The organism is Candidatus Omnitrophota bacterium, from assembly GCA_016209275.1.
Taxonomy (GTDB): domain Bacteria; phylum Omnitrophota; class Gorgyraeia; order Aquiviventales; family Aquiviventaceae; genus JACQWM01.
On record JACQWM010000051.1, the window covers coordinates 1 to 14,072 of the forward strand.

A 14,072-nucleotide genomic window follows, 5' to 3' on the forward strand; every position below is an offset into this window, starting at 1 on the left:
CGCATAAGTGACTGAGTCGCCTCCTCCGAGGGGACTCCGCGATGGGAGTCAGGGAACGGTCGCAACGCCTCAGGGCGTTCACGACCGATCGCATGGGTCGGAGTTTGGGTGTTGCAGAGCGTTTTCATAAGTGGGATCATCATAACACTCGCAGCGCGGTGAGCGCTCGCATCAGCACGCCCCCGGTCACAAACGCGATGAGAAACACCGCGGCGGCAATCCGCGTGGCGATCTTCGCGCCATGCTCCTTGACCATCATGAAATACTGCGCGATGCAGGGCACGAACAGGGTGATCGTCACCAGGCTGACCACCGTTTGGATGCCGGTCAGCGCCCCGCTGCGCTGCAGCGCGAAGAGCCCGGCCGCGCCGAAATCCCTCCGCAGAAATCCCACGAGCAGCGCGTCGGTGGCCTTCGCCGGCAGCCCCAGCCACGAGACCACCACCGGGGTGGCCAGCTGCCTCAGCCACACCAGCGCCCCCAGCCGATCCAGCAGAAAGAGGAGGAGGGTGCCCAGAAAAAAGAGCGGCACGGCCTCCTTGATGTACCATTCCATCCGGCCGAGCGTTTTGACGACGACGTTCGAGAGTTTCGGCCGGCGCAGCGGCGGAATCTCATACAGGAAGGGGCTGGTCTCCCCGGGGATCAGCCGCGCGGCGGCTCGCCCGATGATCACCATCACCGCCAACACCACCCCGATCCAAATCGCCAGACTTGCGGGGGGCTGGCCCGCCATCATGGCCAGAATCACCGCCAACTGGGCCGAGCAGGGAACGCCAAGGGCCAGCAGCAGCGTGACCAGGAGCCGATCGCGCCGCGTCTCAAGAATGCGGCACGTCATGGTGGCCATCGTATCGCAGCCAAGACCGAGGACCAGCGGCAGGACCGCTTTGCCATTGAGCCCGAACAGCGCGCAGAATCGATTCGACATGACGGCCAGCCGCGGCAGATACCCCACATCTTCCAGCAACCCGAAACACAGAAAAAACATGCCCACGATCGGCAGAATAATCGCAAACGCGTACGGCAGCGCCATCGTCAGCAGGCCATACTCGCCCACCAGCAGCGCGCGGCCCCACACCCAAGGCACCGCATGGGCCGCCAGCCACGTCATCGCTGGAGTGAGGTAGCGGCCGAAGACGATCTCTTCCATGAATGCCACGCCGTGCTGAGCCGCGAGATCTCCGACGAGCCAATACATGAGCGCGAGCACGCCGGCCAAGACCGGCAGCCCCCACACCGGATGCATGGCGAGCGATCCTAACCGCTCAAGCCACGGCGCGCGACGCTGCGCATCGACGCGCATGACCTGCCGGACGAGCTGCTGCGCGTGCTGCATTCGCGCCTGAGCGATCACGACACTCAGGGGCTGCGGCGCGATCGCCTGCGCCTCCGCGGCGATTTGGCTCAGCGCGGCCAGCCCATCGGCGCCCACGGACGGCTCGATGCGATCCGCGATCGAGCGATCGCCCGCCAACCACAGCAGCATCAAAGCCTTTCGCGCCCGCAGGGTGGCCGGCATGATCGGCTCCATCTTCGCGAGCGCTTCTTCAATCGCCGCAGGATACGTCACGCGCGCCGAGCAACCTGAGGCGTGGGGGAGTGCTCCGCGCAGCCGATCCAGCCCCCAGCGCTGTGTGGCAATCATGGGTGCGACCGGAATGCCGAGGCGCTGCTGGAGACCCTCGACATCCAGATGCATCCGCCGCTCGCGCGCTTCGTCCATCATGTTCAGCACCAGGACGGTCCGCGCGTTGGCCTCGGCCAGCTCCAGGGTCAGCGTCAGGGCGCGCAGCAAGTTCTTCGCATCACAGACCTGGATGATCGCGGCCTGATCGTCCAGGAGGAGATCCCGTGCGACCATTTCGTCTTCGGAGGCCGCATGCAGGCTGTTGAGCCCGGGCGTATCCGCCACACGGACGTGGCTGCCGTTGATGACGGCGGTCCCTGAGGACATCATCACGGTCGTGCCGGGATAATTCGACACCGTCGCGTACCGGCCGGTCAGCACATGAAACAGCACGCTCTTGCCGACATTCGGATTGCCGGTCACAATGAGGCTGTTGTCCCGAGCGCTTACGGGGGCCGCCGTGCTCGCGGCGGTATGGCATGACTCCGGCACCGCTTTTGCTGATCTGGGATTAGACATGACGTTGGGATAGCGTACCACGTGGCCAAGCTGAGTCTATGATTTATATCACAAACAAATCGCTCGCTTCCACCCGCGGAAACAGTTCCCGCTCATCCGCCTTCAGACGCTTGACGGCCCTCCGTTGGACTCCAGCAGCCGTTGCAGCCGCACCGGCTGGGACACGAAGAGCTGCCCGCGCGTGCCCGTCAACAAGCCTTGGCGCTTCAAGCTGCGCACCGTCCTGATCGCGCTTTCCGTTGTGGTCCACGACATTTGCGCCAGCTCCCGGTGGGTCATCGGCAGGGTCGCGCCGAACTGCTCCTGCAGCCTGAGGATGGAGCGGATGATGCGATGCGACACCGAATCATCCATGCTCCCGTAGTGCTCGGCCATGCGCCGCAGCCGCTGGGCGCATAACCGCAAGACATGGTAGGTAAAGTCCGGCTCGTGGATTAAGGCGTCGCTGAACACCTGCTGGGGGATGCGCAGCAGCTTTGAGGCGGTCCCCGCCACCCCGCTGGCCGTATAGGTTCCCAACTCGATCGCGGAGAGGCCGCAAATGACCTCGGTCGGCGTGATGGTGAAGAGCACCACGGCGTGGGGTCGGGGCTTCTGCGGAGCCGCAGGGGTCGATGCGGCTTCGTGCACGAGGTGCAGCCAGCCTTCCAGAATCACCCACACGCTGTCGGCTCGCGCGCCCTGGCGAAAGATCACGCTGCCTTTTGCCGCGCGCTGGAGCTTGGCCTGCGCGCGCAGCCCTGCGAGACGATGGGCGGAGAGATGTTGAAACAATGGGATGCGGGAGAGCGAATCGCTCATGCCTGCTTATACCTTAAGGGCCGTGAGCGGTTCTATGATCTAGATCAGAAAGAGGAAAGCGCGTCGAGCTTGGCGGGTTTGGCGATGGTCGTGGAGCCGCGGGAGGATTTGATCATGCCCTGTTTCTTAAACTGGCTGAGAACGCGGATGGTCGTCTCCACCGTCGTGCCGGCCATCTCGGCGAGCTCATGCTTCGTGAGGGGAATGGTCGCGCCGAATTTCTTCGAGAGGGTGACCAGCGTTTGGGCCAGCCGCCGCTCCACGGAATCGTACATCATGCAGCTTTTGTGCTCCACATCGCGCAGCCGGTCGCAGAACAGGCAGAGGGTGTCCTGCAAAAATGACGGATTGCGCTGCATCAGCTCATGGAACGCCGCCAAGGGCACCTTGATGACCACCGAATCCACCGCGGCAATCGCATCCACCGGGTAGGGCTTGCGGTCGAGTGCTGGCAAGCAACAGAATGGCTCGCCGGATGCCATCACGCAGGTCGTGGACGCCTGCCCGCTTTCCAAAAACTTCATCAAATGGATGCGGCCTTCTTTGACGACCCACACCGCCTCGGCCGGATCGCCGGCATGAAAGACAGTTTCGCCCTTGGCGTAATGCTTCTCGACGGAGGCGGACGCCAGCCGCTGGCGCTCAGCAACCGTCAGCCGCCTGAACAGCTCGACGCGAGAGAACAAGGCCTCCTTGGGCGTCATGAGATTCAGCATATCCCTGGCGACGGAGGCCGTCAAGGAAAACCGGCGCACTTACGGATTGCGGAGTCTCACACGGGCGGCCAGAGGAGTGTGGGTCGGGGTGACGCTGACGGTCCGGCCTGGCAGTTGCGAGGCGGTGCGCGCTGTTTCCACCTGGACGGTGACGATGCGATCCGTCGGATCATAGCTGAAGAGCAGCTGGTTGACGTGATTCGCCAGCACGCGCGTGCCGGCTTTGAGGAGATCGTTGTCATCGAGAATCTCGCGCAGCACCTGGCCGTTGTCCAGGCGGTACCGCAGCCGCCATCCGGACTGGTTGGCGCGCGCGGCGTCCTTCGCGCCGATGCACGCCACCCCGGCGCCGCATGGCGGCACGCCGAAGCCCAGGACGACCTGAAACTTGCAGGCATTGCCGGCGCAGTTGGCCGCGATCATCGCCGGATCAGCCTGCTTGAGCTCCTGCGTCATGTTGATGAGGGCTTGGCGCGCCTGCTCTTGGACGAGAACGGTCGCATCCGAGGTGAGATAAAACCGCTGGCCGGTCATGGACAACGCCATGAGCACCCCGCCGAAGAACAGCGAGATGAAGGCGACGAAGATGATTTCGGTGTAGGTAAACCCCTGGCGGTTGATCATCGTCGGCATGTCATGCGCGTGGAGAGCATCGCCGGAGAGCTGACGATGCCATCCGCCCCGGGATTCGCGACTAACTGCGCGCCGTTCCACGCGCACTCGCCCACCACGTGCCCGCGGTATCGCCAGCACACGCTCACCACGGTCGGCTCGGGATCATCGGCGGTGTCCGGGTTGACCCACACCAGCTCATCGGTCGCAAAATTCCCTGACAAGCTTTTGCCGCCCGGCGCATTGTGCAGCCACACGTCCCAGCCGCCGGCCGGCGGGGTCAGGTCAGGGCTAACACACGCCGCCCCGGTGTTCTGCCGGCGCAGCTCCTCCATGACGCGGCCGGCGTCGTTCATGGCCCACGATAAGTTGCGCGACTGCTCATTCAGCGAAGCCTGCCCCAGAAATGTGCTCATCAGCGAGGCCACCGCCACGGCGAGCACGAAGAACGTCACGAGCATTTCCATGAGGGTAAACCCTGAAGCGCGCGAGGCAGGCGGGGACATGGCGCGTCAGGGATCTTGAGGGGGCTTGATCCCCCAGTAGCGGATAGCTGGCACCAACGCGCCGTCTTGGTTGAGCAGGTTGCGGTCGTAATGCACACGAATCGGTTTATTGATGGTGCCCTCGATTCGACCGTGGAACTCCAGCTCCTTAGCTACAAAGCTGCCGAAAAACTCGTTCGGATCCGGATTGCCTGAGCCGAAACCCTCGGCATCCAGCGTCACGTCGCTCTCCGGCGCATACACGACCCCATAAAAATGCTGCGGCGAGCCCCACCACGTCGCTCCCCGCAGGTCGAACTCCTGCTCGCCCTCGACGTACAGCGCGAACTTATCTGGCGCGCGCGAGCCGTTGGCGAACCCAGCGCCATCGCGAATCTCCAAGTCCTCCCGGACATACATCGCCAGGCGGGTGTTGGTGGTGGAGTTGGCGATGATCGCGTTTGTTTCCATGTCCAACTTGTCGATGACGACTGTCACGGAGTCGCCGCCGGAAAACGCGAGCTGGGCATCGCTGGCCATGTGGATTTCATCCAAGTGCACGACCGCATCGATGGGAATGCCGGTGACCCACACGAAGCAGTTGCTGGGAATGGTCAGGCGCGAAATGTCCCAGCCTGAGTCGATGTTGAGACTCTCGAAATTGGTGCCGCCGGCGCAGGCGGTGTACGGCGTGCCCGCTACGCTGCCGGCCGGCGGGGTGATCGCCGGCAGCTTCACCGGATACGGGGCTTCGCGCCGCTGGCCGTAGATCGTGGAATTCGGCCCGATCGCAATGCCGCTGCTCGGGCTGCCGCCCGGCCCGATCGTGGCGTCGCCGAATAATTCAAGCGGCTCGTCCACGTCGCCGGTCTGGCGGATGGCCGCGTCATTTGAATTGTTGGTTTGCACGGAAGCCTCGGCTGGACAAGGGCCAGGATCCGGATCGCATGGCGCATACGGCATGCCTAACGAGGAATCGTACGAATCCACCAGGCCGCCGGCATCGAACTCCACCGATTCCTCCCCGAAGGCGGCCCACCGAAAGAGCGGACTATCCACCATCTCGACCATGACTTCCATGGCCTGCTGGACCCCGTGCGCTGAGCCTGTCGCGGTAATCTGCCTCAGCATGCCGCCGCCATCGGTCATCCTGCACGTGCTCATCCCTCCGCCTGGCAAGGGATCGGCTGGGCAATCGTATGGCAACGGGGCCTCGTAGGGATCTTGGAGCAGTGTGGCGAAGGCTTGATCAATGCCGGCCTCGGCCAGCTCCGCGGCTTGCTGCATCGAGGCGGCCTGCTGGGACAACCGCACTTCGCCCAGGGCGCGCGTTTGCACTATGGCGATCAAGCCGGCGATGCCGGTCATCAAGAGCAGACTGCCTACCAGAAAAACGCCGCGACGCCGCCGAGCCGTTCGCCGATCGGATCGCCTGCTCATCGCTCCTCCTTGGCGGCCGGAAAGTAAAAACCGCCGAACCTCCCTTTCCTGGTTCGGCGGCTCGGCGATCCTCTGCTGTCGGGCTTCGCTGATTCGGCAACCCGGCGATCCTCGTGAGGACCCGTAGCTTTCCGACCCTGGATTACTCCAGGTGTGGCTTTCTCGTCAGGGAGACGCTGTTTCAAATTGTCCTACTACAACCTTACCTGATCGTCGTCAGCAAAAACAAGGGGACATCCGCTAATTGCGGAGCCTGACACGAGTCGTGATCGGGGTTTGGGTTGGGGTCACGCTTCGCACTTGCCCTGGCAGCTGCGAGGACGTCTGGCGGGTCTCCACCTGTGCTGTCACCATGCGTTTGGCGGCATCATAGCTGAAGCTCAGTTGGGCCACGTCGTTGGCCAGCACGCGCGTACCCATGAGAGCCCCCCCATCATCCAGAATCTCCCGCAGCAGTTGCGCGCCATTCACGCGATACCGAAGCCGCCAATTGGCCTGATTCACCCGGTTGGCATCCTGCGCTCCAACACAGGCGACTCCGGCTGCGCATGGGGGAACCATGTCAAACCCCAGCACCAACTGAAACTCGCACTGCGCGCCGGCGCAGCACGCCACCGCCCCACAGCCCAGCGGGGGTGCGACCCCTGCCGCCTTGGCGATTAAGACGCTATCCGCCCTGCGCAGTTCTTTGGTCATCGACATCAAGGCTTGGCGCGCCTGCTGCTGCACTTGCAGCGTGGCCTCGGAGGAGACGAACGTCCGCTGGCTCACGATGGAGAGGGTGAAGAGGACCCCGACGGTGAGCACGGTCGCCGAGAGCACGATGAGCACTTCAAGAAACGAAAATCCCCACGCGGCTCGTCGCGCGCGATCCGATCTGGCTATTTTCGGCATGTGAGCTCCGTCGACAACATGACCGGCGAATGGACAATGCCGCCCGCTCCGGGTGCGGGCGACAAGACTGCGCCGTCCCAGGCGCATTCTCCGATCACGCGTCCGCGCTCGCGCCAGCAGATACTCACCGTCACGCCCTGCGGATCAGCCGCCGTATCCGGCAAGACCCAGGCATACTCGGCGTTGCCGCCGATGGCGGCGATGCTCTTGCCGCCGCCGCCAGGAGCCGCCAGCCACGCATCCCAGCTCGCAGAGCCGGTGGGGGGATTCGACGTGGGAGAAGCGCATCCTGTCCGGTTGAGTTCGCGGAGCTCTTCCATCACCCGATTCGCATCGTTGACGGCGAGGGAGACATTCCCGGCATGCTCAATGAGCATGCCGTTGCCCAGGGACACGCTCATCAGCGTGACGAAGGCGGTGGCAATGAACACAAGGCCAATGAGCAATTCGATCAGGGTGAGCCCGCGAAGCTTCATTGATCTTGCCAGAGGACGGTCTCGTACTTGCCGGTCGTGGGGAAAAACGGCGGGGAGAGATTGGCGAAGCGCGTATCGTACTTGTAGTCCTTGCCGGAAAATCCATGGCCGCCCATCCATATCAATCCACGCCGGTCCTGAATCAACCCGCCGAGGATGTGCAAAGTTCCCTTCGCCGGCGCGACGGTGGCCGGATCCTTCCACACGCTGCCATCGGGCTGTTCATTCATCACTCCATCATAGTAGAAGGAGCCTTTGACCGCCATGATGGAGGCCTGCACGGTGGCATCGTTGGGAATGTTGTCCACGACTTTGATGTGCCGTTGAGCCACAAGGCCCAGGACGTCGTTATTCTGCGTGACATTGCCATCGGCATCGCGGCAGTCCAGATCGGTGTCAAGCTCCAGGGGATTGCATTGGTAGACGACGGAGTCTTGAAGCACGATGTCGCGATCGCTCACCAGGGTGAGCTGGCCATCGAGCGTTCCGCCGGTAATGGTCAAATCTCCACCCTCCACATAGATCGCCTGGCCGTTCACGGCCACCGGTTCATTCACCCACCCTTTATCGTTGTTGGTCACCAACAAGGTCTGCCCAACAATCTGAATCGTCGTATCATGAGGGAGCACGAGGGAATCGGTTTTCAGCTGAGCCCATCGGTCATCATTCACCGGCAGTTGTATCGGAGCGGCGCCTCCCTGGAACCCCTGATAGAACTGCGGGGTATCAGGCGCTGGCGGGTTCGCAGGCAACGGATCATACGGCGGGCAGCCGTGAAGGCAGTTGACCGTGGCCCAGACGGACGTCACCGTGTCATAGAAGAACGGCCCAATCGGCGTGCCTGGCGGGACTCCCACCAGCGAGCTGTCGATGTTAAACTGCCCATTGGTGTGCACCGGCCCATACAGCGCGTCGATCGTACCGAAGTTTACCCCACCGCCGCCACCTGCTAAGATTTCAGTGTTTGAAAAATACGCGTAGCGGGCGAAGTTCTCCGTGCGAATGGTGGTTGAGACCGCGCGGCTGGCCGCGCCGTCGGCGCTTTCGCCTGTGACAGAGATGGTGAAGAAATCAATGGTGCTGGTGTCATTGGCCAGGGGCCCTGTGATCGTCATGGTATATGAGCCGGCCGGCAAGGCTTGCGCGCCGTCGTACGGGTGGTCGATAGGGCACGGATCTTCCTGCTCGGCGCAGGGCGGTGGGGAGGGCCGCGTTTGAATCCACTGAAACGCCCGATCCAACCCGCCTTCGGCCGCATCCAAGGCTTGCTGCTCCGCCAGGGTCCGCTTCGCCATCGACAGATCCTGCATCGCGCGCATCTGGGTCACGGGAATCAGCGTCGCGATGCCGGTCAGGAGGAGGAGCCCGAGAAAGAGAATGATTCCTCGGCGGGGATGTCGCCTCGCGCGTGGAACAGATCGCCGCTGCATCATCCGTGCGTGCCTTTCCGGCTCGACGACAAAAATCGCCGAACCTCCCGTCCCATGGTTCGGCGGCTCGGCGATCCTACGCGCTGCGGGTCATCCTCTGCTACGGCAACCCGGCGATCCTGCATAGGATCCGTGGCTTTCCGACCCTGGATTACTCCAGGTGTGGCTTTCTCGTCAGGGAGACGCTGTACTCACTTGGCCTTACATTACTAGCATGCCTGATCGCGGGGTGTGATGACAAGAGCGGAGGCAAAAAATGAGCCTCCAATGGTGGTATTGGAGGCTCACACACCGGGAAGTTCTTGCCGGGGTCGTCGGATTCAGTCTCCCGCGCCCGCCCTTCCCGTCACGCAACCCTAGTGTACCCGAACGCCGGCCGCCGCTTCTATGATGCGCATCAGCTATAGCGGCTTTCCCAATCCGCGATGCTGGGCGTGGAGATTCTTCAGCAGGCCGGCCAGCCGCTCCGCAGTCGCCGTAATGGCGGACGCATCCTCAACGCGCACGGCATGCAGCAGCGTCCCCCAGCACCGCTTGATGCCCACCTGCTGCTCCGTGATGTAGCCATCCGGCCGCAGCACCGGCAGCCAGCGCTTGGACTCTTCCAAGGCCGGGGGCACCACCTGGAGCTCCTGCTCAAAGAGCCGCCGCAAGAGCAGGCACCGCGCAGAGACCTCCAGCAGCTCCTGCTCGACCGGGCTCAGCCGCTGCCGCCGCTGCTGCTTCTGCTGCGCCTCGGCGAGGGCGCGCTGCGCTAAGGGATTCGCCATCATGTCGGCAAATGACGCATAGCGCGCCGCCGGGTCAAGGCCGAGCTGCTGGCGGGTGGCCGGGCGGTCCACGCGGATGCACGGCTGTGTTTGCCATCGCTCAGGGTCCGCCACCATCGAGAGCATCACTTGCAGCGGATCGGCCGCCATGCCGCGCGTCTTGCCGAAGAGCCGCCGCAGCGCGTCGCGGGAGAAGGACTCCAGAGAGATCAGCCTGTTGTTGTCTTGCACCATCAGATGCCGCAGCGGCTCGAGCGTCTTCGGAGACCACGCGGGTCCTCCCGCTGCCGCGAAGACCGGCGGCCTGAAGGACGCGGCGGGACCTGCGAATAACGCCGCGTGGTCCACGCGCGCGGCGCGGGCGATCAGCCACAGACCCAGCAACCCGCCGCAGGCCATCACGCTGCTCGCTTCAAGAAGATGCTGATGCCTGAGGCGCGGGGTGGCGGGCTGCCCGCGGGAACGCGGCGAGGGCCATTCGTGGTGGCCCACCGATGAGGTCGGCCACGGATCCCCTGGACTGGCGGCGGCCGTGGCGACGTTCTCGACCGCCGGAAAATATTCACGCTCCTCCTTTGCGAAATCTTCCCGCAGCTCATGGACGAAATCGGTCAGGCGCGACGTCAACTGATCCGTCGGCACGCGCCGTTTGCCCAACAGCCGGTCGATGTCTCTCGAGAGGCGGTGCTGCCGGGCGTGCATGGACGACAGCGCGCCCCACGCCTCCGGGCTGATCCGCTGGGCGCGCGGGCGCAGCGCGTCTTCCTCGTTTCGGATGTGCTCGCGCAGCGGCCCGATGATGGCCTGGTACGTCTCCCGCAACGCGGCGGAATCATCCGCGATCATGTGCAAATCCCACTGTAACCGCTTCAGGGATTTTCGGAGCGCGTCGTGATCATGTTTCCAAGCCTCTACCATCTCCATCGCGGCCTCCTTGCGTGATGCCATGAGCCACAAAACAGTTCGGGCACCAGAACTCCCTCTGGTGCCCGTCCAACCCCTCTCTGGCCCCTTGACTGCGGCCATCGCATGGGAAGATCCTCAACCACAGCGCAACGACTACGTCATCGTGGGGTCAGCATAGCCAACGGGGGGCTGCGCGTCCATGATCCATGTCATGATGGACCTTGCGCGGCCGCCACGCGCATGCGCGCGTCGACGATCCGGCAGCCTTGCCCCGGCCCCAAGGCAAAAATGGGATTCAAGTCCAGCTCGACAATCTCAGGCACGTGCTCCACGAGGGAGGAAATTCGCAAGAGGCATTCCTCCAGCGCCGGCACGTCGGCGGCAGGGGCTCCGCGGTAGCCTTCGAGCAGCCGGTAGCCCTTGATGCCGCGCACCATCTCGCGCGCATCGTCATCAGTCAGCGGAGCCACGCGGAAGATGACATCGCCCAAAATTTCCACATGCACCCCGCCTAACCCAAAGGCGATCAGCGGGCCAAACGAGGGATCTTCCACCACGCCGATCATCAGTTCACACCCGCCCCGGATCATCGGCTGCACGAGAAACCCCTCAAGCGCCTCCGGCGAGCCTGCGCGCTCAATCGCCGCCGCAATCGCCGCGACGGCGCGGCGCACGCCTGATTCGTCGGTGAGATTCAAGTGCACGCCGCCGGCTTCGGTTTTATGCACGACCGTGGAGGAAGCCAGCTTCAGCGCCACGGGAAATCCGATCGCCTCCGACGCATCCACGGCCTCATCGGCGGTTCGAACCACGGTGCCGGCAAACGGAATGCCGGCGGCGGCCAGCAGCGTGGAGAGCTCCTGGCTGGACAACCATCGAGGAGATCCGGCGGCGAGGGCGCGCTGGATGATGGCGCGGATCGTCTCAAGCTGCAGATCTTCAAACTCCACAAAGGCGCCGGCGGGCCGCGCGCGGAAGCGCGCGTATTCCGCCATGCGCGAGAGGACTCGCGCTGCCGTCTCCGGGAATTGATAGGCGGGAATGCGCTCCGCCCCGACCGCAAGCGGCGGCAAACCTCCTGCGTCGGTCATCGCGCAGACGATCACCGGCTTCTCCGCCGCCCCGGCAGCCCGAGCCTGGGCCACGCCCTGGCCGATGGCCTCCACGATGGCGGCGGTGTTGGAGACGCCGACGGGAATATAGAGGATGATGAGCGCATCAATCTCCTCGGCGCGCAGCAGCGTCTCGATAGTGCGCCGGTACTGCTCTGGGCTGGCTGAGGCGATCATGTCCACCGGATTGGCCAGACTGGCCGCCGCCGGCAAAAACTGCGCGAGCTGTGTGCGAATCGATTCGGACAGCTCGGGAATGGTCAAGCCGCCGGTCTCGCACGTATCGGCGCACAAAATGCCCGGCCCTCCCGCATTGGTGACAATGCCGACGCGCTGCCCCTTCGGCAGGGGTTGGTTCGAGAGTGCCGCGGCCACATCGAACATTTCCTCCAGCGTGTCTGCGCGAATCACGCCGGTTTGCTGAAACAACGCCTCCACCGCCACGTTGCTGGCGGCGAGTGCCGCCGTATGCGAGCCGGCCGCGCGAACGCCGGCTTTGGTGCGGCCGCCCTTGACCGCAATGATCGGCTTGCCGCGGCTCACCCGCCGGGCGATGCGCGCAAACCGCCGAGGATTGCCGAAGGATTCGAGATACAAGAGGATGACCGATGTGCGCGGATCGTGCTCCCAATATTGGATGAGATCATTGCCGGAGACATCGGCCTTGTTGCCGACGCTGACAAAGGTGGACAAGCCTAAATGCAATTGCTGGGCAAGCGATAAGATCGCAATGCCCAGCGCCCCGCTCTGTGAAAGCAGCCCCACGCGGCCCTCCGGCGGATAGACCGGAGAAAACGAGGCGTTGAGGCGCACGGCCGGATCAGTGTTGACGAGTCCTAAGCAGTTGGGGCCGATGAGGCGCATGCCGTAGCCGCGGACCTTGTCGACCAGCTGCGATTGCAGCAGCCGGCCTTCTGCGCCGGTTTCCGCAAACCCCGCCGAGATCACGACCAGGGCTCGCACCCCGTGCGCCGCGCACTCATCGACGATGGGCAGCACGATGTCCCGCGGCACGACAATGACCGCAAGATCCACCGGGTCGGGAATGTCGGCAACCCTCGGATACGCGCGCAACGAGCCGATCACCGCCGCCTTGGGGTTCACCGGGAAGACTGCGCCCTGAAAGCGGGTGAGGACGAGCGTTTCAAGAATCCGGTAGCCGATGCTGGAAGGATCGCGCGACGCGCCGATGACGGCGATGGCCCGCGGATAAAAAAACGGCCGCATGGACGCGGTGGTAAACACTTCATCCAGCCATTCCGCGCGCGAGGCGCTGGCCGCCGTCGGAGCGAGCGAAAATTCCACTTCCACTTCGCCTCCGGCCGGCGTTTCTTTGAGTTGGAAGCCGGAGCGGCGAAACACCTCGATCATGGGGCGGTTGTCCGGATGGGTCACCGCCCAAAACTTTGAGAAGCCTTCTCGGGCGGCCAACAGCGCTAACCGTTCCAGGAGCAGCGAGCCGAGTCCCTTGCCGTGCAAGGTGTCGTCCACGGCAAAGGCGACTTCCGCCGTATGCGCATCTTTGGAAAAATATGATCCCACGGCAATGATGGTCGGAGCCCCGGTCGTCGCGCGCCAGGCCACAAGGGTGAAGGCGGCGTGGCGGTCGGACGAATCGCACAGATCGCGAATGTCTTCTTCGGGAGGTTTGGAGGCCGAGAAGAATCGTTGCCGCCGAGATTCGGGCGAGAGACGGCGGAAAAATTCCACCATCGCCTCGTAATCGTTGGGCCGGGCCACGCGGAGAATGGCCGTGGAGCCGTCACGCAAAATCAGCCGACCGGCTTCAGCGGAATCTTGGTACAGCGGCGGCAGATAGGCGGGTTTAACAAGCGCCATGGCGATGTGCTGATCTTATCGCAGCCCAATCGGTAACACTATGACCGCCATCATAGGAGAAGGAATCCTGCGGGACGGTGACGCCGGGGTTATCGCTGCTGTTCGATGTCCGGGCCGCCTTCAGGCTCTTCGTCCCAGCCAAGACCGAGGGCGATTTTGCAATCTTCGGAGGCCATCGTCCGAGGGTCCCACGGCGGGGTAAAGACGATGTTGACGACGGCGTTCGCCACACCGGGAAGTGAGGCCAGCGCTCGCTGCACCATGGCCTTGAGTTGCGGCCCGTATGGGCAGAAAGGCGAGGTAAACGTCATGGTGAGCTTCACCTCATCACCCTCCGGCTGCGGATTGATCTCCGATCCATAGATCAGCCCGAGATCAACGATCCCTAAGTGCAGCTCCGGATCCTCGATCGGCTTCAACGCGTCCAGGACTTGCTGTTCAG

The 14,072-nt window shown here is 63.6% G+C and carries 12 protein-coding genes and 2 riboswitches; all 12 genes read right to left on the minus strand.

Annotation, left to right across the window (positions count from 1 at the left end):
- Window positions 1-139: 139 nt before the first annotated feature.
- Window positions 140-2,149: a ferrous iron transport protein B gene (feoB, locus tag HY737_06895; protein MBI4598105.1), complete on the minus strand. Its 2,010-nt coding sequence runs from the start codon at window positions 2,147-2,149 to the stop codon at window positions 140-142.
- Between the two features lie 102 nt (window positions 2,150-2,251).
- The gene (locus HY737_06900; GenBank protein ID MBI4598106.1) at window positions 2,252-2,950 is read right to left on the minus strand and encodes a Crp/Fnr family transcriptional regulator; all 699 of its coding nucleotides are present in this window, start codon (window positions 2,948-2,950) and stop codon (window positions 2,252-2,254) included.
- A gap of 44 nt (window positions 2,951-2,994) precedes the next feature.
- Entirely contained in the window at window positions 2,995-3,654 is a 660-nt protein-coding gene (locus tag HY737_06905; protein MBI4598107.1) for a Crp/Fnr family transcriptional regulator, read from the minus strand.
- Window positions 3,655-3,705: 51 nt separating this feature from the next.
- Window positions 3,706-4,299, minus strand: coding sequence for a hypothetical protein (locus tag HY737_06910; GenBank protein MBI4598108.1), 594 nt, complete (start codon window positions 4,297-4,299; stop codon window positions 3,706-3,708).
- Window positions 4,287-4,784, minus strand: a complete 498-nt coding sequence (locus tag HY737_06915; protein MBI4598109.1) for a type II secretion system protein — start codon at window positions 4,782-4,784, stop codon at window positions 4,287-4,289. The genes HY737_06910 and HY737_06915 overlap by 13 nt, the downstream gene beginning before the upstream one ends.
- Window positions 4,785-4,790: 6 nt before the next feature.
- Window positions 4,791-6,203: a hypothetical protein gene (locus HY737_06920; GenBank protein ID MBI4598110.1), complete on the minus strand. Its 1,413-nt coding sequence runs from the start codon at window positions 6,201-6,203 to the stop codon at window positions 4,791-4,793.
- 92 nt (window positions 6,204-6,295) lie between these two features.
- A riboswitch (cyclic di-GMP riboswitch) is annotated at window positions 6,296-6,371 on the minus strand.
- A 72-nt stretch (window positions 6,372-6,443) separates the two neighbouring features.
- The gene (locus HY737_06925; GenBank protein MBI4598111.1) at window positions 6,444-7,097 is read right to left on the minus strand and encodes a hypothetical protein; all 654 of its coding nucleotides are present in this window, start codon (window positions 7,095-7,097) and stop codon (window positions 6,444-6,446) included.
- Complete coding sequence (locus HY737_06930; protein MBI4598112.1) at window positions 7,085-7,573, minus strand: hypothetical protein; 489 nt, start codon at window positions 7,571-7,573, stop codon at window positions 7,085-7,087. The genes HY737_06925 and HY737_06930 overlap by 13 nt, the downstream gene beginning before the upstream one ends.
- Window positions 7,570-9,006, minus strand: coding sequence for a hypothetical protein (locus tag HY737_06935; protein ID MBI4598113.1), 1,437 nt, complete (start codon window positions 9,004-9,006; stop codon window positions 7,570-7,572). Before HY737_06935 ends, HY737_06930 begins: the two co-directional genes overlap by 4 nt.
- Before the next feature lie 98 nt (window positions 9,007-9,104).
- Window positions 9,105-9,180, minus strand: a riboswitch (cyclic di-GMP riboswitch).
- 224 nt (window positions 9,181-9,404) lie between these two features.
- Window positions 9,405-10,721, minus strand: coding sequence for a hemerythrin domain-containing protein (locus HY737_06940; GenBank protein MBI4598114.1), 1,317 nt, complete (start codon window positions 10,719-10,721; stop codon window positions 9,405-9,407).
- 167 nt (window positions 10,722-10,888) lie between these two features.
- The gene (locus tag HY737_06945) at window positions 10,889-13,630 is read right to left on the minus strand and encodes a GNAT family N-acetyltransferase (GenBank protein MBI4598115.1); all 2,742 of its coding nucleotides are present in this window, start codon (window positions 13,628-13,630) and stop codon (window positions 10,889-10,891) included.
- 89 nt (window positions 13,631-13,719) lie between these two features.
- On the minus strand, window positions 13,720-14,072 hold a 353-nt coding region (locus tag HY737_06950; protein MBI4598116.1), incomplete at its 5' end, for a metal-sulfur cluster assembly factor.

Coding starts and splice junctions, on each gene's coding strand:
- HY737_06935 (MBI4598113.1), bottom strand. CDS start 9,006: ATGATGCAGCGGCGATCTGTTCCACGCGCGAGGCGACATCCCCGCCGA.
- HY737_06945 (MBI4598115.1), bottom strand. CDS start 13,630: ATGGCGCTTGTTAAACCCGCCTATCTGCCGCCGCTGTACCAAGATTCC.
- HY737_06905 (MBI4598107.1), bottom strand. CDS start 3,654: ATGACGCCCAAGGAGGCCTTGTTCTCTCGCGTCGAGCTGTTCAGGCGG.
- HY737_06920 (MBI4598110.1), bottom strand. CDS start 6,203: ATGAGCAGGCGATCCGATCGGCGAACGGCTCGGCGGCGTCGCGGCGTT.
- HY737_06900 (MBI4598106.1), bottom strand. CDS start 2,950: ATGAGCGATTCGCTCTCCCGCATCCCATTGTTTCAACATCTCTCCGCC.
- HY737_06910 (MBI4598108.1), bottom strand. CDS start 4,299: ATGCCGACGATGATCAACCGCCAGGGGTTTACCTACACCGAAATCATC.
- HY737_06940 (MBI4598114.1), bottom strand. CDS start 10,721: ATGGCATCACGCAAGGAGGCCGCGATGGAGATGGTAGAGGCTTGGAAA.
- HY737_06915 (MBI4598109.1), bottom strand. CDS start 4,784: ATGTCCCCGCCTGCCTCGCGCGCTTCAGGGTTTACCCTCATGGAAATG.
- HY737_06930 (MBI4598112.1), bottom strand. CDS start 7,573: ATGAAGCTTCGCGGGCTCACCCTGATCGAATTGCTCATTGGCCTTGTG.
- feoB (MBI4598105.1), bottom strand. CDS start 2,149: ATGTCTAATCCCAGATCAGCAAAAGCGGTGCCGGAGTCATGCCATACC.
- HY737_06925 (MBI4598111.1), bottom strand. CDS start 7,097: ATGCCGAAAATAGCCAGATCGGATCGCGCGCGACGAGCCGCGTGGGGA.